The following is a 20,027-nucleotide window of genomic DNA, read 5'->3' on the forward strand; positions in this document are numbered from 1 at the left end:
CCGTCTGCGCACGACAGTCTCCGAATATGTCGCTCCGCACCCGTACCGACGGGGTATTGATCACATCTCGTCGGAATGTGTCCGTGCGTGACGGCATCGGACCGACTTCGTGTCCGTCTTGCCGGAGCGGTCGGGGGGAGTCGGCCGAGGGGGTCACACTGGCCGCTGCGGGATCCCCTCCGGACTCGCTCTTGTGCCGTGTGAGAGGGGCGAAGCCGTGCCGGAGAACAGGGCGGTCGACGGATGGCCGGGGAATCTGCCGGCGGAGACGCGGAGTTTCGTCGGCAGGTCGCGGGAGCTGGCCCGGCTCGCGCGGCTCCTGGACCCGGCCGGGGGGCACGAGCCCCTGGTGACGCTCGTCGGGACCGGCGGCGTCGGGAAGACCCGGCTCGCCCTGCGGGCCGCCCGCCGCTCCTCCCCGCAGTACCCGGACGGCGTCTGGTTCGTCGAGCTCTCGCCGTTGCGGGCCCGGGGCCCGGTGGGTTTCGCCGTCGTGGAGGCGCTGCGGCTCGCCGACCAGTCGACGTCCCCGGTGACCGAGGTGCTCGCCGAATGGCTGGCGGACAAGGAGGCACTGATCGTCCTCGACTCCTGCGAACACGTACTCCCCGACTGCGCCGGACTCGTTCGCGCGCTGCTCCCCGCCGCGCCCGGCCTGCGCTTCCTGACCACCACGCGGGAACCCCTGGGCCATCCGTCCGAACTCCGGGTGGAGGTCTCCCCGTTACCGGTGAACCCGCCGGAAGCGGCGGCGCGGCCCGCGTGGAGCCGGGACCGCGGTGACGCCCTCGACCTGTTCGCCCAGCGGGCCCGCGAGGCACGCTCCGGCTTCGTCCTGGACGGGGCCTCGGCCGACAGGGCCGCCGCCGTCTGCCGCAGGCTCGACGGGATCCCGCTGGCCATCGAACTGGCCGCGGCCCGCCTCCGCGACCTCTCCCTCGCCGAACTCGACGAGCGGCTCGGCGAACGGCTGCCGTCCCCGCTCGACCTGCTCGCGGCGGAACCGGACGAGGAGTTGGGCGAGGGGCCGGGCGGGGAACCCGGTGAGGGACCCGGCGGGGGACCTCTGCGGCACCGTACGCTGCGGACGGCCATCGGCTGGAGCCATGAACTGTGCGCACCCCTGGAGAGGCTGCTGTGGGCGAGGCTCTCGGTGTTCAGCGGCGGCTTCGACCTGCCCGCGGCCGAGGACGTCTGCGCCGGCGGCCCGCTGCCCACCGGTCGGATCACGGCACTGCTCGAACGGCTCGTCGAGCAGTCGATCGTGCTGCGCCACCGCACGGACGGCAGCCGCTTCCACCTCCTGGACAGCGTCCGGGAGTTCGGCGGCGACTGGCTGCGCGCGCTGGGCGAGGAGCGGGCCCTGCGGCTGCGTCACCTCGGCCACTACGGGCGCCTCGCCCGCAGTGGCTGCGCGGAGTGGAACACCGGCCGCCAGGTGCTGTGGTGCGAGCGCGTGATCACCGAACACGCCAACCTCCGTACCGCCATGGACTGCGCGCTGTCCGAGCGCGACGCCCCCACCGCCCTGCGCACGGCGGCCGACATGGGGTTCCTGTGGCGCCACTGCGGCTATCTGCGGGACGCGCGGTACTGCCTCGACCGGGTGCTCACCGCCGATCCGGAGCCCGGCCCCGACCTCGTACGGGCGCTGTGGGCGAGGGGTGCGGTCGCCCTGTTCCAGGGCGACCTGGACGGCGCCGGCCGCTGGGCGGCGGTCTGCTCGGTGGCGTCCGTGGAGCAGGACGACCCCGTGGCGGTCGCCGCCACCGCGTACCTCACCGGCTCGCACCTGCTCCTCCTCGGCCGGCTCGACGAGGCGGAGGTGGTGCTGCGGGAGGCCGACCCGCTGCCGGTCCGCGACGACTGGCTGGGGTCCGCGCAGCTCCAGGTGCGGCTGGCGCTCTCCTTCAGCTATGTGCTGAGCGGAGACTTCGTGCGGGCCAGGGCGGTCGCCGAGGAGGTCCGCGAGGAGAGCGCGCGGCGCGGCGAGCGCTGGGCGGGCGCCTTCGCCGACTGCTTCGTCGCCCAGGCCGACCTGGACGCGGGCGACCTCCGGGCGGCGATGCGCGGTGCCCGTACGGCCATCGCCGGGCACTCGCTGCTGAACAGCACCATCGGGGTCGCCCTCACCCTCGACGTACTGGCCTCGGCGGTCGTCGCGAGCGGGGACGGGCTCCGGGCGGCCCGTCTGCTCGCCGTCGGCCAGCGCCTCTGGGAACGCGTCGGCCGCCTCCACATGCGGTCGCCGGACCTGCTGTCAGCCCGCCGAGCCCGTGCGCACCTGGTCCGCGGGAAGATCGGCCACGAGGCCTACACGAGGGCGTACGCGCAGGGTCTGGCCATGTCGTACGAGCGGGGCATCGCCTACGCGGTGGGGGATGACCCACCGCTCCCCGGCACCCCCGGTCCCTGACGCCCCGGCCCTCCGGTCCCTGACGCCCCGGCACCCTCGGCCCCTGACGCCCGGACGCGTAAGCCACCCCCCCAGCACGCAGGGCCCTCACAGTCCGCAGGACCCCCCGGCCCACAGGGCAAAACCCCCGGTGGCCCGTCACACAGCCGTGTACCTCACCGGATCGCTTCCCGGTACCGTCTCCGCGCGGCCCAGTTTCACCAGCCGGCGCAGGTGCGCCTCCGCCTCCGAGACCGCGATGTTCCTGGAGCCGTACGGGATGTCGGCCCAGGGGCGGTTCCACTCCATGCGCTCGGCGACCTGCCACACGGTGCGCGGGGTGCCGAGGAGGGAGAGGAGACCGGTGAGGCGGTCCTCGTGATGATCGAGCAGCTCCCGCACCCGGGACGGGGCGTCGGTGAAGGGGTGCAGGTGGGCCGGGAGCACCTCGGCCGGTCCGAGGCCGCCGACCCGCTCCAGGGAGTCGAGGTAGTCGCCGAGCGGGTCGGGGACGGTGTCGTCGTCCGGGTCCTCGTACAGCCCGATGTGCGGGGTGATCCTCGGCAGCAGGTGGTCCCCGGAGAACAGGCGTCCGCGGCCCGGCAGTCGCGCGGGGTGGTCCTCCTCCAGGTGGAGGCAGACATGGCCGGGGGTGTGGCCCGGGGTCCAGATCGCGCGCAGGCGCCGGCCGGCGAGGCCGAGGAGTTCGCCGGGGACGATCTCCCGGTCGGGGAGCGCGGGGGAGAAGCCGGGGAAGCGCGAGCGGGCGGTGCGCAGCGGCGCCACGTGTTCCTCGGGGGCGCCGGCGGCGGTCAGCCGGTCCGCCATGTACGCCAGCCAGCGCTCGGGCCGCGTCTCCCGGGTGCGCCGTACGACGGAGATGTCGGCGGCGTGCATGGCCACCCAGGCGCCCGACGCCTCGCGCACCCTGCCCGACAGGCCGTGGTGGTCCGGGTGGTGGTGCGTGATCACCACGCCGTGGATCTCCGTGACGGCCGTCCCGCACGCCACCAGGCCGTCGGCGAGCGCCTCCCAGGAGGCCGGGTCGTCCCAGCCGGTGTCGATCAGCACCGGTCCGCGGTCGGTGTCCACGACGTACACGAGCGTGTTGCCGAGGGGGTTGTCCGGGATGGGGACCCCGACGGACCGTATGCCGCCGCCGTGGTCGGTCACCTGTGGCATGGGCTCCCCTGTCGCCGGCTCCCGTCACTATAACTAGAACGGGTTCCTGTGGCAGTCCGTGTCCGGCAGTCCGTGTCGTGGCCGAGTGCTGTGCGCTCCGTGGACTCCTCCAAGTGGAACTGGTATCAGTTCCCTTGTCCATCGTCTGATGCATCGTCAGGAAATCGGGAACGGGAACAGTCCCCGGAGAGGCGGTCGGCCATGACCGAGCTCGTGGAACACGGACAGCTGTTCATCGGCGGGGAGCTGACCGCTCCCCGGGGACAGGACGTCATCGAGGTGGTCTCCCCGCACACCGAGGAGGTCATCGGCCGGGTGCCGCACGCCTCGCGGGAGGACGTCGACCGGGCCGTCGCGGCGGCGCGCACCGCCTTCGACGAGGGGCCCTGGCCGCGTACGCCCCTGGACGAGCGCATCGCGGCGGTCACCCGGATCAAGGACGCGATCGCCGTACGGCACGAGGAGATCGCCCGCGTCATCTCCTCCCAGAGCGGCTCCCCGTACTCCTGGAGCGTCCTCGCGCAGGCGCTCGCCGCGATGATGGTGTGGGACGCGACGATCACGGTCGCACGGGACTTCCGCTACGAGGAGACGCGCGACGGGGTGCTCGGGCGCATCCTCGTCCGGCGTGAACCGGTGGGGGTCGTGGCGGCCGTCGTCCCGTGGAACGCGCCGCAGTTCGTGGCGGCGGCCAAGATCGCGCCCGCGCTGCTCGCCGGCTGCGCGGTGGTGCTCAAGCCGTCGCCCGAGTCGCCGCTGGACTCGTACATCCTCGGCGAGATCGCGCGGGAGGCCGGGCTGCCGGAGGGGGTCCTGTCGATCCTGCCGGCGGACCGCGAGGTGGGCGAGTACCTCGTCGGGCACCCCGGGATCGACAAGGTCTCCTTCACCGGGTCGGTCGCGGCCGGCCGGCGCGTCATGGAGGTCGCGTCGCGCAACCTCACGCGCGTGACGCTGGAACTGGGCGGGAAGTCGGCGGCCGTCGTCCTGCCGGACGCGGACCTGGAGACCGCCGTGTCGGGCATCGTCCCGACGGCCTGGATGAACAACGGCCAGGCGTGCGTCGCCCAGACCCGCATCCTGCTGCCGCGCTCGCGCTACGACGAGTTCGCGGAGGCGTTCGCCGCGGCGGCGGACGCGCTGGTGGTCGGCGACCCGCTGGACCCCGCGACCCAGGTCGGCCCGCTGGTCGCGCAGCGGCAGCAGCAGCGCAGTCTCGACTACATCCGCATCGGGCAGGAGGAGGGCGCCAAGATCCTCGCGGGCGGTGGCCGGCCTGCCGCCCGGGACCGCGGCTGGTACGTCGAGCCGACGCTCTTCGGCGGCGTCGACAACTCCATGCGGATCGCCCGCGAGGAGATCTTCGGTCCGGTGGTCTGCCTGCTCCCGTACGGCGACGAGGAGGAGGCGGTCAAGATCGCCAACGACTCCGAGTACGGCCTGAGCGGCAGCGTCTGGACGGCCGACGTGGCCCGCGGCCTCGACGTGGCCCGGCGGGTCCGCACCGGCACGTACTCCGTCAACACCTTCAGCCTCGACATGCTCGGCCCATTCGGCGGCTACAAGAACTCCGGTCTCGGCCGCGAGTTCGGGCCGGAGGGGTACGGCGAGTTCCTGGAGCACAAGATGATCCACCTGCCGGCCGGCTGGGAGGCGTGAGGGATGGGCGACCGCTGGCACGTCGAGGTCGACCGCTCCGTCTGCATCGGGTCGGCCCAGTGCGTCCACCTCGCCCCGGGTGCCTTCCGTCTCGACTCCGCCGTGCAGTCCCACGCCGTCGAGCCCGAGACGGACGCCGACGAGGAGATCCTCGGCGCGGCGGAGGGGTGTCCGGTGGAGGCGATCGCGATCACCCTGCTGGGGAGCGGGGAGGCGGTGTTTCCTCCGGAGGAGTGAGGTGGGGGGTGCGGGTGGGTACGGGTGCCGGGCGGTGAGGGCTGGGCGCGCGATTCCCAGCGCCCCTTTCGTGGCGCGCGGTTCTCCGTGCCCCTTGCGGGGCCGGGGTCAGTCGTTCGGTGATGTCAGGTCGATCAGGCGGCAGACCGTCTCGATGTCGATCTTGACCTGGGCGATCGAGGCGCGGCCCGAGAGCCAGGTGATCAGGGCCGAGTGCCAGGTGTGCTCGATGACGCGGACGGCGGAGAGCTGGGCGGGGGTGGGATCGGCCAGCCCCATCGCGTCCAGGATGATCACCGTGGTCTGACGGGAGACCTGGTCGACCTCCGGGCTGACGCTGCGGTCGGCGAACGTGAGCGCGCGGACCATCGCGTCGGCGAGGTGCGGCTCGCGCTGGAGCGCCCGGAAGGCCCGCATCAGGGTCTCCGCCACCCGCTCGGCCGCCGTGTCGCCCGCCGGCGGCCTCTTGCGGAGCGTCCCGTGCATGCGGGCCAGCTGGTCCTGCATGGTCGCGACCAGCAGATGCACCTTGGACGGGAAGTAGCGGTAGAGCGTGCCGAGCGCGACCTGCGAGGACTCGGCCACCTCCCGCATCTGGACCGCGTCGAAGCCGCCCCGGCTCGCCAGCTGCGCGCTCGCGTGCAGGATGCGCCGGCGACGTGCCTCCTGGCGCTCGGTGAGCGGGGGAGTGACCGGCTGCGCGGTCCGTACGGGCGGCTGCGCGGCCTTTGCCGCAGTCTTGGCTTCCGCAGGCATGGATCCCGTTCCGTGACGTTCGTACAGCAGAGGGCGGTAGGGGGTGGTGGGGTGGATGGGGCGACAGCAGAATAGGGCCCGGTCGTGGTGCGAATCACCCGATCCACCGCTCACAGGAGGACTACCTGCCGGTAGATTCAGTGCTCCCTGAACGATCAAGTCTGAAACTTGTTCTAGATTACCGTCCCGAAGTAATCTCGCGGGAACGTGCTGGAAGAAGGGGGCCGGGAGTGACCCATGAGGCCAAGGAGGCAGGCCTCCACGCGGGCTCGGCCGCCGACGCCGGCCGACCGCTGCGCATCGCGCTCCTCACCTACAAGGGGAACCCGTTCTGCGGCGGCCAGGGCGTCTACGTACGGCACCTCTCGCGCGAGCTCGTCCGCCTGGGCCACCAGGTCGAGGTCATCGGCTCCCAGCCGTACCCCGTGCTCGACGAGGGCGAGGGGCTCGCAGGGCTCTCCCTCACCGAGCTGCCGAGCCTGGACCTGTACCGGCAGCCGGACCCCTTCCGCACCCCGGGGCGCGACGAGTTCCGCGACTGGATCGACGCCGTCGAGGTGGGCACGATGTGGACCGGGGGCTTCCCCGAGCCGCTGACGTTCTCGCTGCGCGCCCGCCGCCATCTGCGCGGCCGGCGCGGCGACTTCGATGTCGTGCACGACAACCAGACGCTGGGGTACGGACTGCTGGGTGACGTGGGCGCCCCGCTGGTCACCACCATCCACCACCCCATCACCGTGGACCGGCAGCTGGAGCTGGACGCGGCGGAAAGCCTGCGCAAACGGCTGTCCCTCCACCGCTGGTACGGGTTCACCCGCATGCAGAAGCGGGTCGCGCGCCGGCTGCCGTCCGTCCTGACCGTCTCGGGCACGTCCCGCCAGGAGATCGTCGACCACCTCGGCGTACGGGACGAGCGGATCCACGTCGTGCACATCGGCGCCGACGCCGACCTCTTCTCCCCCGATCCGTCCGTGCCGAAGGTGCCGGGCCGGATCGTCACGACGTCCAGCGCGGACGTCCCCCTCAAGGGCCTCGTCTTCCTCGTGGAGGCGCTCGCCAAGCTCCGTACCGAGCACCCCGCGGCGCACCTCGTCGTCGTCGGCCGGCGCGCCGAGGACGGCCCGGTCGCCCAGCTCATCGAGCGGTACGGGCTGGAGGGTGCCGTCGAGTTCGTCAAGGGCATCCCGGACGCGGAGCTGGTCGACCTGGTCCGGTCCGCGGAGGTCGCCTGCGTGCCCTCCCTGTACGAGGGCTTCTCCCTGCCCGCCGCGGAGGCGATGGCGACCGGTACGCCGCTGGTGGCCACCACCGGCGGGGCCATCCCCGAGGTGGCGGGTCCCGACGGCGGGACCTGCCTGGCGGTCCCGCCCGGCGACGCGGGGGCGCTGGCCGCGGCCCTGAGGCGGCTGCTGGACGACCCCGGCCTGCGCGCGCGGCTCGGCGCGGCCGGGCGCGCGCGTGTGCTGGAGAAGTTCACCTGGGCCCGCGCGGCCGAGGGCACGGTGGCCCGCTACCGCGAGGCGATCGCGGACGCCCACCGTTCCCGGGCCGGAAGCATCACCACCGAACCCCCGGCGGCAGCCGGCAGCCGCTCCGCGGCCACCCGGGAGGCGGCCCCCGCCGCCCCCGCCTCCGTCCCCGCCGCCCCCGCCTCCGCGGACTCCCCTCACCGTGAAAGCAGGACCACGTGCTGACCGTCGACTTCTCCCGGTTCCCGCTCGCCCCGGGGGACCGTGTGCTGGATCTCGGGTGCGGGGCGGGACGCCACGCCTTCGAGTGCTACCGGCGCGGCGCGCAGGTCGTCGCGCTGGACCGGAACGGCGAGGAGATCCGCGAGGTCGCCAAGTGGTTCGCCGCGATGAAGGAGGCGGGCGAGGCCCCGGAGGGCGCCACCGCCACCGCGATGGAGGGCGACGCGCTCCGCCTGCCCTTCCCCGACGAGTCGTTCGACGTCGTCATCATCTCCGAGGTGATGGAGCACATACCGGACGACAAGGGTGTGCTCGCCGAGATGGTGCGCGTGCTCAGGCCGGGCGGGCGCATAGCGATCACCGTGCCGCGCTACGGGCCCGAGAAGGTCTGCTGGTCGCTGTCGGACGCGTACCACGAGGTCGAGGGCGGGCACATCCGCATCTATAAGGCGGACGAACTGCTCGGCAGGATCCGCGAGGCCGGCCTGCGGCCGTACGGCACGCACCACGCCCATGCGCTGCACAGCCCCTACTGGTGGCTGAAGTGCGCGTTCGGCGTCGACAACGACAAGGCGCTGCCGGTGCGGGCGTACCACAAGCTCCTCGTCTGGGACATCATGAAGAAGCCCCTCGCGACCCGGGTCGCCGAGCAGGCGCTGAACCCGCTGATGGGCAAGAGCTTCGTGGCGTACGCGACCAAGCCCCATCTGCCCGCCGCCGCCCTCGGCGACACCGCCCGGGCCGCCCAGACGGACGCTTCGTGACGACACCGCGTACCGAACACCTCGTCCTGGCGGGGGTGCTCACGGCGGAGGAGGCCGCCCAGACCGTGCGCGGCATCCTGGCCGTACAGCGTGCGGACGGCGCCATCCCGTGGTTCCGCGGGCACCACCTCGACCCGTGGGACCACACCGAGGCGGCCATGGCCCTGGACGCGGCCGGCGAGCACGAGGCCGCCGCCCGGGCGTACGCGTGGCTGGCCCGGCACCAGAACCAGGACGGCTCCTGGTACGCGGCCTACGCCGACGGGGACGCGGCCGACGTCACCGACCGCGGGCGCGAGACCAACTTCTGCGCGTACATAGCCGTCGGCGTGTGGCACCACTACCTGGCCACCGGCGACGACGCCTTCCTGGACCGGATGTGGCCGTCCGTGGTCGCCGCCGTCGAGTTCGTGCTGGAACTCCAGCGGCCGGGCGGCCAGATCGGCTGGAAGCGCGAGGACGACGGGACGGCCGTCGAGGACGCGCTGCTGACGGGGAGCTCCTCCGTCCACCACGCGCTGCGGTGCGCGCTCGCCATCGCCGAGGAACGCGAGGAGCCGCAGCCGGACTGGGAGCTGGCGGTGGGCGCGCTGCGCCACGCGATCCGCCGGCACCCCGAGCGGTTCCTCGACAAGGACCGCTACTCGATGGACTGGTACTACCCGGTGCTCGGCGGCGCCCTGACCGGCGTCGAGGCGAAGGAGCGCATCGAGCGGGACTGGGACCGGTTCGTGGTCCCGGGGCTCGGCGTGCGGTGCGTGGTGCCCAACCCCTGGGTGACGGGCGGCGAATCGGCCGAACTCGCCCTGGCGCTGTGGGCCGTGGGCGAGTCCGACCGCGCCCTGGAGGTCCTGCAGTCCATCCAGCACCTGCGCGACCCGTCGACGGGCCTGTACTGGACCGGTTACGTCTTCGACTCCGGGGCGCTCTGGCCGGAGGAGCTCACTTCCTGGACAGCGGGCTCCCTGCTCCTCGCCGTCGCCGCGCTCGGCGGCGACGAGGCGACCTGCGCGGTCTTCGGCGGCGACCGCCTGCCGCTGGGCCTGGACCCCGACTGCTGCCAGTAGGGGCTCGGTCGTGCTGCTGTGCGTGGGAGTGGTCGCGCTGGTGTGGGACGGGTGGGCCGGCGGGTCAGTGGCGCTGTACGCGATTGGCGATCGCGTGTCCGACGAAGAGGTAGACGACCGCCGCGAGACCGTAACCGGCGACGACCCGTGCCCACTGCTCGTCGAACGTGAACAGGTCGTGCGACCAGCCGGCGAGCCAGCGGGCGGCGTCATGGACGAACTGGACGAATGAGTTGCCCTGGTTGGCGTCCAGCAGGTACATGAGGATCCAGAGGCCCAGGATGAAGGCCATGATGTCGGCGACGACCGCGACGACCGTGCCGGCTTGATTCGAACCGCTGCGAGATCGAGGGGACATGTCATGCGGATGACCCTTGAACCCCGTATGAAACATGTCACTTGACCGGACCCCGACCGCGGATCCGCGCACGGCGCCTCCGGCGCTCCGCAATCCCGGATTCAACTCCCGTTCGCCTTGCGTTGGTTCGGCCGTAAGGGTGATGGCCGATGATCCTGCCCCACGGTAGGGGGGGCGCCGGTGCCTGCGAACAGAGCCGAAAGACCCGAAAGACCCGCCAGACCCGCCGGATCCGAGAGTCCTGAGGAGGAGCCCCGGCTGGTGGTCGGCGGGCCCGTACGGAGCCGGCTGCGCCGCACGCTGGCCCTCGCGCTGCCCGTCCCCGTCATCGGCCTCGTCCTGCTGCTCTTCTCCGGGCACCTGGCGCTGCCGCTCGACCGGGTCGTCACCATCGAGGCGAAGATGGCCTCCAAACGGGACTTCTTCGAGGACCCGGAGGTCCGGCGCATCCTCATGGAGCACGGCTTCCGGCTGAACATCACCCGCATGGGCTCGCGCGACATCGCCACCCAGGACGTCGCCGGGTACGACGTCGTCTTCCCCTCGGGACAGCCCGCCGCGGACCTGATCACCCGCGACCGTGCGAAGGCCGGGCACCCCGTCCTCACCTACCGCCCCTTCGTCAGCCCCATCGTCCTCGCCACCTACCGGGAGTACGCCGAGACGCTGAGGGACGCGGAGATCGCCCGCGCGCAGCCCGGTGGGACCTCCGGCGGAACCTCCGGTGGTGCCTCCGGTCCGCTCTACTACCGGCTCGACATGGAGAAGTTCCTGCGGCAGACCAGCGAGGGAAAGCGGTGGGACGACCTCCGCATCGAGCGCCACGGGGTGCGGAACGGCAACAAGGTCCTCGCCCAGACCTCCGACGTCTGCGAGTCCAACTCCGGCGGCACCTACCTCGGACTCGTCTCCTTCGTGTGGCACCGCAACAACGCACCGCGTGGCCTGCAGGAGGCCGACGCGCACGCCCGCGACATCAAGGACCTGCTCAACGAGCAGGGGCTGCCGGGCTCCGAGCGCGCCGAGACCTACCTGTCCGTGGACGGCAAGGGCATCGCCCCCATCTCGGTGATCTACGAGCACCAGTTCCTGGCCCACCAGATCCGGTACCAGGCCACGCACGGCAAGCCGGACCACGGGCGCGTCCTGCTCTACCCCTCGACCCGGTTCGTCACCGAACCCCAGCTCGTCGCCCTCACCGACGACGGCGAACGGCTCGGCGAACTGGTCACGGAGGACCCCGAACTCCAGCACCGGGCGATGGAACTGGGCTTTCGCGTGCGGGACGCCACCAGTGACTCGACCAGCGACCGGCTGGCCGCCTTCCTGGCGGAGCGCGGTATCCAGGTGCCGGTCACCTCGGCCGACGACACCAAGGCCGTCCTTCCGCGCCTGCCCCTCCTGGAACGGATGATCCAGACGGTCGGCGAGTGCCCGCCGGCGCAGCAGGACGCCCGGTGAGGCGCCCCTCGGGCGTCCTGGCGCTGTGCCTCGGTCTCACCTTGACCATGGCCGTGACCGCGACCGTGACCGCCGGCTGTTCCGGCGACGGGGACCGGACCACCCTGCGCGTCCTGGCCGGCCCCGACCTCGCCGTACTGGAGCCGCTCCTGGACGAGCTGAGATCCGAGACCGGTGTCGAACTCGCCATGGACTACCGGGCCGACGCCGACACCGGAGAGGGGCTGGCCGACGAGGAAGGGAACGCGGAGGGGAACGAGGAGGGAAACGCGGAAGGGAACACCGCCGGGCGGAGCCGCGCCGAGCGGAACGGCGGCGGACGGAACGGCGGCGGGCGGAACAGTGACGGCTACGACCTGGCCTGGCTCTCCACCGACCGCTCCTTCCGGCTGCGCCACCAGGACGCCGCGCGGGGGATGCCACGCACTCCGACCATGCTCTCGCCGGTCGTCGTCGGCCTGCGCCCGCAGACGGCCCGCGCCCTGCGCGCCGAGTCGGGCACCACCCGCCTCAGCTGGGCCGACGTCGCGGACGCCGCCGCCACCGGCACCGTACGCTTCGGCATGGCCGACCCCCGGCGGACGGGCACCGGCCTCGCCGCGCTCGTCGGGGTCGCCACCGCCGCGGCCGGCACCGGCGGGGCCCTGCGCGAGGACGACGTCTCCTGCGACCGCCTGCGCGGTTTCCGCTCCGGGCAGCGCCTCACCGCCGCCTCCACCCGCGACCTGCTCGACGACTTCGTCGCCCGCCCCGGCACGGCGAACGCGCTCATCACCTACGAGTCCGACCTGCTCGCCCTCAACTCCGGCGGCCGGTTGGAGGAGGAGCTGGAGATCGTGCGCCCGGAGGACGGCACGGTCCTCGCCGACTTCCCCCTGCTCCTCCTCGACCCGGACCGGCGGGCCGCGTACGACGAGGTCGTGCGGTGGCTCCGCAAGGACTCCGTGCAGCGGGAGATCATGCGGACGGCGCAGCGGCGCCCGGTGAACCCCGCGGTCGCCCGCGAGGGATCCCTGCGCGCACCGGTCGGCAACGCGCTCTACTTCCCCGACCGCCCCGGCGTCCTGGAACGGCTGCTGGACGACTACGGCGACCCCCGCCACCGGGTCGCCGACCAGGTGATCTTCCTGCTCGACTTCTCCGGTTCGATGCGCGGCAGGCGTATGGCGGACCTGCGGAAGGCCTTCGCCGACCTCAGCGGCGCGGACCCCTCGACGACGGGCGCCTTCGCGCGGTTCCACCAGGGCGAGCGGCTGACCGTCGTACGGTTCGGCGGGCGGGTCCTGGAGGAGCGGACCGTCACCGTCCGGGGACAGGAGGACCTGCGGAACCTCGCCGACGTCGTCGCGCGGGGCGGCTACGGGGACGCGACCGCTCTCTGGACGGCCCTCGACCACGGCTACCGCACGGCCTCGTCCGCGGTGGCCGACGACCCCCGGCGGGACGTGGCCATCGTGCTGATGACGGACGGCGAGAACAACGCGGGCATCGCGTACGAGGAGTTCGTACGCCGCTACGAGGCACGGTCCGCCGGGACCCGCACCGCGGTCCGCACCTACCCCGTGCACTTCGGCGACGCCGACGCCGGAGCCCTGCGGCGCGCCGCCGCGAAGACCGGCGGACGCATGGTGGACGCGCGGGAATCGTCCCTTTCCGAGGCATTCAAGGAGATCCGTGGGTGTCGTTGACGCACAGTGGTGGGGCGTGTGGTGGCCGTGGATGACGGTGTGGCTGGTCACCGCCGCCGGGTTCGTGACGCTCGGCGCCGTACTGGCGCGGCACGTCCGCGCGCGCGGACGCCGGACCGGCGGGCAGCGGTCCGCGTACAGCGTCTGCTTCTACCTGGACGAGAAGGCGGTGATGGACCTGTACCGGATGGGCAACTACAGCGTGGCCCTGGAACAGGCCGTCGAGCACCGGACCAACGTCAACACCAGCGTGGGACTGTGGGGCAGGCTGCTCCGCTGGGGCGTCAGGGCCAACCGGGACGTCACGCAGGAGAAGTTCAGCAGCTATGTGCAGAAGAGCGAGCCGATCTCCGTGATCGGGGTGCTCATGGAGGCATTCGAGCAGGCCGACGTCATCGTCCACGCGGACCTGCGCTCCGGGGACGTCGTCCCGAACCGGGCCCTCGCCGACGCGCTCGGCCCGGGCGCCGCCCAGGGCGGGGTCGCGCTCAGCGACATCGAGGAGTTCGTCTCGGTGCGCGGACGCTTCCTGGTGGAGACGGAGACCACGCGGGAGATCGTGCTGCGCGCGCCGTACGGCGACCCGGAGCGCCCCGCCCACGTCCGCGTCACCTGCGCCGCCGACGGCCTGCGCAACGAGCGCATCAACAGTGGCACGTTCCAGGCCCGCTGCCTCGGGAAGATGACCGGCTGGCGGGAGGACACCCGCGAGGTCACGCTGGAGGCGATAGCGGTCTTCCGCTGAGGGCTGAGGGCTGAGGGCTGACGGCGGGGCGTTCGGTTCAGTTCAGGTCGGCCAGCGTCCGCAGTGTGTGCGGGTCCGGTGACAGCACCAGCAGATCGGTCACCGGCCCCTTCCGCCACAGCTCCAGCCGCTCCGCGATCCGCGCGCGCGGCCCGACGAGGGAGATCTCGTCGGCGAACGCGTCGGGCACGGCCCGCACGGCCTCCTCCCGCCGCCCCGCCAGGAACAGCTCCTGGATCCGCCGGGCCTCGTCCTCGAACCCCATCCGTCCCATCAGGTCGGCGTGGAAGTTGCGTGCCGCGTGCCCCATGCCCCCGATGTAGAAGCCGAGCATCGCCTTGACGGGCAGGAGCCCCTCGGAGACGTCGTCGCAGACCGCCGCCCGGACCATGGGCGCGACGAGGAACCCCTCGGGCGCCCCGCCGAGCGATGCCCCGTACACCCCGGTCCGGGTCGGCGACCAGTACAACGGCAGCCATCCGTCGGCGATCCGGGTCGTCTGCGCGATGTTCCTCGGCCCCTCGGCCCCCAGCAGGACGGGCAGTCCGGACCGCAGCGGATGCGTGATGGGTTTGAGGGCCTTGCCGAGCCCCGTGCCGTCCGCCCCCCGGTAGGGATGCGGGTGGAAGCGTCCGTCCAGCTCGACCGGTCCCTCCCGCCGCAGGACCTGGCGTACGACGTCGACGTACTCCCGTGTCGCGGTGAGCGGTGACTTCGGGAACGGGCGCCCGTACCAGCCCTCGACGACCTGCGGACCCGACAGCCCGAGGCCGAGCAGCACCCGCCCGCCGGAGAGGTGGTCGAGGGTGAGCGCGTGCATCGCGGTCGTGGTGGGGGAGCGGGCCGCCATCTGGGCGACCGCCGTGCCGAGCTTGATCCTCGATGTCCGCGCGGCGATCCAGGTGAGCGGGGTGAAGGCGTCGGATCCCCATGCCTCGGCGGTCCACACGGAGTCGTAGCCGAGCCGTTCCGCCTCCCGGGCCAGGGACACGTGGTCCGCGGAGGGGCCGCGACCCCAGTAACCGAGGGCGAGTCCGAGCCGCATACACCACTCCTGACGGTACGTCAGACAATGCGCTGCCGGGCCGACTGTACGGGAACGGCCCCCCGCCCGGAAGAGATCCGAAGATCTCTCGGGGCGGGGGGCCGTGACGGGACCGGCGCCAAGACCGGCGGAACCGGTGACGGAGCCGTCGGCGGAACCGGTGGCGGGGTCAGCCGCGCTGGATTCCCGAGGTGTCCTGCAGCACGCCGCGGCGGCCGTCCTGCGTCTGGGCCACCAGGCTCGGGCCGCGCTGCTCGACGGCCAGGTACCAGGTGCCGGGCGCCAGTTCGGCGATCGGCGTCGGCGAACCGTCCTCCGCGAACAGCGGACGCGTCACCGGCACCGCGAACCAGAACGGGGAGAAGTCCCCGGCGGGCGGCTGCGGCTGCGGGGCCTGCGCCTGCTGCGGAGCCTGCGGCTGACCGGGCTGACCGGACTGCGGCTGGCCGGGCTGGGCGCCGAACGGCTGGCCCTGCTGGACCTGCCCGCCGAAGGACGGACCGGGCTGCTGGGCGCCCTGGGCACCGGGGTAGCCGTAACCGCCCTGCGGCTGACCGCCGTAGGGCTGGGGGGCGGCGGGCTTGGGGGCGGGGACGAGCGCGCCCTTGAGGGCCGGGACGAGCGGGGTGGCGACCGCGGCACCGGCGAGGAGCAGGGTGGCGACGAGGCTGAGGATGAGACCGGTGCCGGCACCGATGGTGTCGAGCCCGCCGTTGTTGTCGAAGCCGCCGGCCGGGTCGAAGATGTTCCCGAGCGCGCTCCAGGCGGCGAACACCGTGAAGGCGACGCCGACCTGGCCCAGGTCGAGACCGGCGACCTTCGGCGCCTGCGGCAGACCGCGGGCGACGACGATCAGCGCGGCGCCGATGATGCCGGCCAGCGTGACGCTCATGAGGACGGGGCCGCTGCCCCAGGCGTTCGGGATGTCGGCGCTGTCGGGGGCGTTCTCGATCGAGTAGATGTCGAGGAACGACGCGATCAACAGCAGTACCGCTGCTCCGATCACCACGCCGTCGCCTCGAGTGAGGGAGCGGATATTCACTTCAGGTCCTTCGTCAGTCGTCTCGTCGTCGGTGGAGGCGTCGCTGTCACCATGTCCCCGGAAGATGTCCCCGGAAGGCCGCGGTGCGAGGCGCGGGGATGGCCCCTCATCGTAGGGACGACACTATCGTCCGCCCCGTACGGGTGTCCGCCCCGGTGAACCCCCTGCCCGCTACCCGCGCAGGAAACTCACGATTCCCTCGGAGATCCCCTGCGCCGCCTTCTGCCGCCAGGTGCCGCTGGTCAGCCGTGCGGAGTCCTCGCTGTCACGCATGTTCCCGCACTCGATGAACACTTTCGGAACCGTTGACAGATTGAGACCGCCGAGGTCTTCGCGCACGTCGATGCCGGTGCCGCCGCCGACGTAGTTGGAGGGCGGGGTCCCGGTGGCGCGCAGGAAGCCGCCGGCGACGCGCTCGCCCAGGACGCGGGACGCGGCCACGATGGGACGGGTGTCGGCGGCGCCGGAGTGCACCGGGCCCGGCAGGATCACGTGGAAGCCGCGGTTGCCGGCCGCCGAACCGTCCGCGTGGACCGACACGACGGCGTCCGCCCGCGCCTTGTTGCCGATCTCGGCCCGCTCGTCGATACAGGGGCCCCAGGGGCGGTCGCCGTCCTGGGTGAACTTCACCGTGGCACCCTCCTTCTCCAGGGCGGTGCGCAGCCGCCGCGAGACGTCGAGGGTGAACTCGGCCTCCGTGTAACCGCTGTTGGAGGCGGTGCCGGTGGTGTCGCACTCCTTCCGGTTCGTCCCGATGTCCACCGTGCGGTTGATGTCGGACGGGTGCCGGAAGTTGCCGGGATTGTGCCCGGGGTCGACGACGACGACCTTGCCCTTGAGGGGCCCGGAGGCGGCAGGGCCGGACGCCTCGGCGGACGGTGACGTACGGGGCTCCTCGCCGCCGCCGGACCGGCCGGTTCCGCCGTCGGGCCGTTCCTTGCCGTCGTCCGGATCGCCCGACGGGGCGGAACGGCCGGCCGGGGCCGACGCCGACGCCCGCGCGGCGGAGCCGTTCCCGTCGTCGTCCCCCACCGCCTGCCACACCAGCCAGCCCACCAGGGCGCCCGGCACGAGCGTGGCGACGGCGACGGTCAGGGGTCGGCGCAGGGGGCGGCGCGGGGGACGAGGGGGTTCGAAGTCCGGGCCTACGTATGACACGGCTGCCACTTTACGGGTCGGCCGGACCACGGGCCGGGAAGGAGGGTGCCCGTACGCGTCCGTGCGCGTCCGTACGCACCTGTATACGTACCTGTGTATACGTACCTGTACATGCACCTGTTACGGGCGCGTACCGCTCAGATCCCGTCGCCCGTGCGCCGCAGCACCCGCAGGGAGTCGGTCGCCGAGACCTCGGTGAACGCGCCGGACCCCAGTGCCCGGAGGTACACCCGGTAGGGCGCCTGCCCGGTGAACTCGTCGACCGGGTCCGGGAACACGTCGTGGATGAGCAGCAGGCCGCCCTCGGCGACATGGGGCGCCCAGCCCTCGTAGTCGCCGGTCGCGTGCTCGTCGGTGTGGCCGCCGTCGATGAAGACGAGGCCGAGGGGGGAGTTCCAGAAGGCCGCGACCTGCGGTGAGCGGCCGACGACCGCGACCACGTGGTCCTCCAGGCCGGCCCGGTGGAGCGTACGGCGGAAGGTCGGCAGGGTGTCCATGCGGCCGAGTTCCGGATCGACCGTCGAGGGGTCGTGGTACTCCCACCCGGGCTGCTGCTCCTCGCTGCCCCGGTGGTGGTCGACGGTGACGGCCGTGACCCCGGCCGCCCGCGCCGCGCCGGCGAGCAGGACGGTGGACCGCCCGCAGTAGGTGCCCACCTCCAGCAAGGGCAGCCCCAGCCGCCCCGCCTCGACGGCGGCCGCGTACAGGGCGAGCCCCTCCCCCACGGGCATGAACCCCTTGGCCTCCTCGAAAGCGGCAAGGATCTCCGGCTCGGGTGCCGTGGGCATGGGATTCCTCCAGGTAGTACGTGTAATACATGCACGCGTGTGGGCGCCATGGTGCCGCATGCATGCACCCCGACGCCCTGCTGAGGGCCGCGTGCCCGGGCGACCGCACGTCCGGGCGACCGCGCGACCGCGTGGCCGGGCGCGTGCCGAGCGCTACGCGGGGACCGTGGCCCCGGGCAGCGCGAGGTCCGTCCGGACGACCCGCGTCCCGCCGGGGTGACTCGCCCCGGACGCGAGGGGTCCGTGCCCGTCCGCCGTGACGGCCAGCACGTACGCCCCCTCGCCGGGCACGGCCAGGGCGTACGCGCCGTCCGGGGAGGACAGCGTCGCCCCCGCCTGCCGCCCGCGCCGGTCGATCAACGTCACCTTGGCCCGCGCCACCGGAACACCGCCGGCGTCGAGCACCCGCCCGCTGAACCCGGCCCGGTCCACGGGACCGTCCGCACTGGACGCCACCAGGCGGAGCTCCTCCGCACCGGCACCCGTACCCGTGGCCGCCCGCCGTCCCGGCAGGAACGCCGCGAACACCAGCCCCAGCAGCACCGCCCCCGTGGCGATCAGGAACGACACCCGGAACCCGTACATCGTGGGCACCGCCACCCCGCCCACCTGGTCGGCCGTGTTCGCCAGCACCATGCCGATCACCGCGCTGGACACGGACGTGCCGATCGACCGCATCAGTGTGTTGAGCCCGTTGGCCGCCCCGGTCTCGGACGCCGGCACGGCACCGATGATCAGCGCGGGCAGCGAGGAGTACGCGAGACCGATCCCCGCGCCCAGGACCACCGCGATGACGACGGTCTGCCAGGCGGCGTTCATCAGGCCGAGCCCGGCGCCGTACCCGACCGCGATGATCAGCATGCCGGTCATCAGGGTGACCTTGGGGCCGTACCTGGCGGACAGCCGGGCGTACACCGGCGCGGTGAACATCATCGTCAGACCGAGCGGCGCCACGCACAGCCCCGCCACGACCATGGACTGGCCGAGGCCGTGACCGGTCGACGCGGGCAGCTGGAGCAGCTGGGGCAGGACCAGGGAGACGGCGTAGAAGGCGACGCCGACCATGATCGAGGCGAGGTTGGTGAAGAGCACCGCGGGCCGGGCCGTGGTGCGCAGGTCGACCAGCGGCGCCTTGACGCGCAGCTCCATCACGCCCCACAGGAGGAGGACGGCCGCCGCCGAGCCGAACAGACCGAGGGTCGTACCGGACGTCCAGCCCCAGTCGCCGCCCTTGGTGATCGGCAGGAGGAAGAGGAGGAGACCGGCGGACAGCCCGAGCGCCCCGAGGACGTCGAAGGTGCCCGGCGCCCGCATCGGGGACTCGGGCACGAGGGCGAGGGTGAGCAGGATGGCGAGGACACCGAGGCCCGCCGAGGCGAAGAACAGCGCGTGCCAGTCCGCGTGCTGCGCCACCAGCGCCGCGACCGGCAGCGCGAGTCCGCCGCCGACGCCGATCGAGGAACTCATCAGGGCCATCGCCGAGCCGAGCTTCTCCGGCGGCAGCCCGTCGCGCATCAGCCCGATGCCGAGCGGTATGGCGCCCATCGCGAAGCCCTGGAGGGCGCGGCCGACGATCATCACGAGCAGGTCGCTGGTGAATCCGGCGACGAGCGAGCCCACGACCATCACCGCGAGGCTGGCGATCAGCATGCGCCGCTTGCCGTAGAGGTCACCGAGGCGGCCCATGATCGGTGTGGACACGGCGCCGGCGAGCAGGGTCGAGGTCATGACCCAGGTGGCGTTGCCGGGGGAGGTGTCCAGCAGCTCCGGCAGGTCCTTGATGACCGGTACGAGGAGGGTCTGCATGACCGCGACGACGATGCCGGCGAAGGCCAGTACCGGGACGATTCCGCTGCCGCCCCGCCTCGGTGTGCGCGGGTCCGCCGTGGTCGGGGTCATTGCGTGCGGCCTCCTGGGGCGTGATCGGGGTATGCGATCGGATTACGTGATCGGGACAGGTGGGTGCAGGGTGAACCCCGTGCCCCAAGGCA

The 20,027-nt window shown here is 72.7% G+C and carries 17 protein-coding genes; 9 read left to right on the plus strand and 8 right to left on the minus strand.

The window, feature by feature from the left end; all coding sequences use genetic code 11:
• Positions 1 to 217: 217 nt before the first annotated feature.
• On the plus strand, positions 218 to 2,416 hold the full coding sequence (locus tag KM933_RS13265; RefSeq protein ID WP_221351618.1) for an ATP-binding protein: 2,199 nt from the start codon (positions 218 to 220) through the stop codon (positions 2,414 to 2,416).
• 138 nt (positions 2,417 to 2,554) lie between these two features.
• Here KM933_RS13265 and KM933_RS13270 read toward each other — a convergent pair whose 3' ends face one another.
• The gene (locus KM933_RS13270) at positions 2,555 to 3,577 is read right to left on the minus strand and encodes a Strvi_7410 family MBL fold metallo-hydrolase (protein WP_221351620.1); all 1,023 of its coding nucleotides are present in this window, start codon (positions 3,575 to 3,577) and stop codon (positions 2,555 to 2,557) included.
• 201 nt (positions 3,578 to 3,778) lie between these two features.
• Here KM933_RS13270 and KM933_RS13275 point away from each other — a divergent pair, with 201 nt between their 5' ends.
• Together KM933_RS13275 and KM933_RS13280 are read left to right on the plus strand one after the other, a co-directional pair.
• Positions 3,779 to 5,236 carry an aldehyde dehydrogenase gene (locus tag KM933_RS13275; protein WP_221351622.1) on the plus strand — a complete coding sequence of 486 codons (1,458 nt, stop codon included), beginning with the start codon at positions 3,779 to 3,781 and terminating at the stop codon, positions 5,234 to 5,236.
• A gap of 3 nt (positions 5,237 to 5,239) precedes the next feature.
• A complete protein-coding gene (locus KM933_RS13280) occupies positions 5,240 to 5,473 on the plus strand; it encodes a ferredoxin (RefSeq protein WP_221351624.1) in 234 nt (77 codons plus the stop codon).
• Between the two features lie 108 nt (positions 5,474 to 5,581).
• Here the strand turns inward: KM933_RS13280 and KM933_RS13285 are convergent, their stop codons facing one another.
• Positions 5,582 to 6,229, minus strand: coding sequence for a TetR family transcriptional regulator (locus KM933_RS13285; protein WP_221351626.1), 648 nt, complete (start codon positions 6,227 to 6,229; stop codon positions 5,582 to 5,584).
• Between the two features lie 230 nt (positions 6,230 to 6,459).
• On the opposite strand from KM933_RS13285, the gene KM933_RS13290 reads away from it, so the two are divergent.
• The 3 genes from KM933_RS13290 to KM933_RS13300 are packed head-to-tail and all read left to right on the plus strand — an operon-like array spanning position 6,460 to position 9,751.
• Positions 6,460 to 7,923, plus strand: a complete 1,464-nt coding sequence (locus tag KM933_RS13290) for a glycosyltransferase family 4 protein (protein WP_221351628.1) — start codon at positions 6,460 to 6,462, stop codon at positions 7,921 to 7,923.
• Positions 7,917 to 8,684, plus strand: coding sequence for a class I SAM-dependent methyltransferase (locus KM933_RS13295; RefSeq protein ID WP_221351630.1), 768 nt, complete (start codon positions 7,917 to 7,919; stop codon positions 8,682 to 8,684). Before KM933_RS13290 ends, KM933_RS13295 begins: the two co-directional genes overlap by 7 nt.
• Positions 8,681 to 9,751, plus strand: coding sequence for a glucosidase family protein (locus KM933_RS13300; RefSeq protein ID WP_221351632.1), 1,071 nt, complete (start codon positions 8,681 to 8,683; stop codon positions 9,749 to 9,751). Before KM933_RS13295 ends, KM933_RS13300 begins: the two co-directional genes overlap by 4 nt.
• Before the next feature lie 64 nt (positions 9,752 to 9,815).
• Here the strand turns inward: KM933_RS13300 and KM933_RS13305 are convergent, their stop codons facing one another.
• Positions 9,816 to 10,109: a hypothetical protein gene (locus KM933_RS13305; protein WP_221351633.1), complete on the minus strand. Its 294-nt coding sequence runs from the start codon at positions 10,107 to 10,109 to the stop codon at positions 9,816 to 9,818.
• 261 nt (positions 10,110 to 10,370) lie between these two features.
• Here KM933_RS13305 and KM933_RS13310 point away from each other — a divergent pair, with 261 nt between their 5' ends.
• Genes KM933_RS13310 through KM933_RS13320 form a run of 3 tightly spaced genes read left to right on the plus strand, consistent with a single transcriptional unit; the run spans position 10,371 to position 14,003 of the window.
• Positions 10,371 to 11,570 (plus strand): hypothetical protein, encoded by a 1,200-nt coding sequence (locus KM933_RS13310; protein WP_308013370.1) that lies wholly within the window; start codon positions 10,371 to 10,373, stop codon positions 11,568 to 11,570.
• The gene (locus tag KM933_RS13315) at positions 11,567 to 13,258 is read left to right on the plus strand and encodes a VWA domain-containing protein (RefSeq protein WP_308013371.1); all 1,692 of its coding nucleotides are present in this window, start codon (positions 11,567 to 11,569) and stop codon (positions 13,256 to 13,258) included. Before KM933_RS13310 ends, KM933_RS13315 begins: the two co-directional genes overlap by 4 nt.
• Complete coding sequence (locus KM933_RS13320; protein ID WP_221351636.1) at positions 13,245 to 14,003, plus strand: hypothetical protein; 759 nt, start codon at positions 13,245 to 13,247, stop codon at positions 14,001 to 14,003. Before KM933_RS13315 ends, KM933_RS13320 begins: the two co-directional genes overlap by 14 nt.
• 37 nt (positions 14,004 to 14,040) lie before the next feature.
• Here KM933_RS13320 and KM933_RS13325 read toward each other — a convergent pair whose 3' ends face one another.
• The 5 genes from KM933_RS13325 to KM933_RS13345 all read right to left on the minus strand — a co-directional run bounded on the left by KM933_RS13325 (position 14,041) and on the right by KM933_RS13345 (position 19,935).
• The gene (locus KM933_RS13325) at positions 14,041 to 15,048 is read right to left on the minus strand and encodes an LLM class F420-dependent oxidoreductase (protein ID WP_221351638.1); all 1,008 of its coding nucleotides are present in this window, start codon (positions 15,046 to 15,048) and stop codon (positions 14,041 to 14,043) included.
• Between the two features lie 169 nt (positions 15,049 to 15,217).
• Positions 15,218 to 16,090, minus strand: a complete 873-nt coding sequence (locus KM933_RS13330) for a DUF5336 domain-containing protein (protein ID WP_221351640.1) — start codon at positions 16,088 to 16,090, stop codon at positions 15,218 to 15,220.
• 171 nt (positions 16,091 to 16,261) lie between these two features.
• On the minus strand, positions 16,262 to 17,248 hold the full coding sequence (locus KM933_RS13335; protein WP_221351642.1) for an N-acetylmuramoyl-L-alanine amidase: 987 nt from the start codon (positions 17,246 to 17,248) through the stop codon (positions 16,262 to 16,264).
• Positions 17,249 to 17,385: 137 nt separating this feature from the next.
• The gene (locus KM933_RS13340) at positions 17,386 to 18,036 is read right to left on the minus strand and encodes a class I SAM-dependent methyltransferase (protein ID WP_221351644.1); all 651 of its coding nucleotides are present in this window, start codon (positions 18,034 to 18,036) and stop codon (positions 17,386 to 17,388) included.
• 153 nt (positions 18,037 to 18,189) lie between these two features.
• Positions 18,190 to 19,935 carry an MFS transporter gene (locus KM933_RS13345; RefSeq protein WP_221351646.1) on the minus strand — a complete coding sequence of 582 codons (1,746 nt, stop codon included), beginning with the start codon at positions 19,933 to 19,935 and terminating at the stop codon, positions 18,190 to 18,192.
• Positions 19,936 to 20,027 lie beyond the last annotated feature (92 nt).

The organism is Streptomyces beigongshangae (assembly GCF_019710745.1).
Taxonomy (GTDB): Bacteria; Actinomycetota; Actinomycetes; order Streptomycetales; family Streptomycetaceae; genus Streptomyces; species Streptomyces beigongshangae.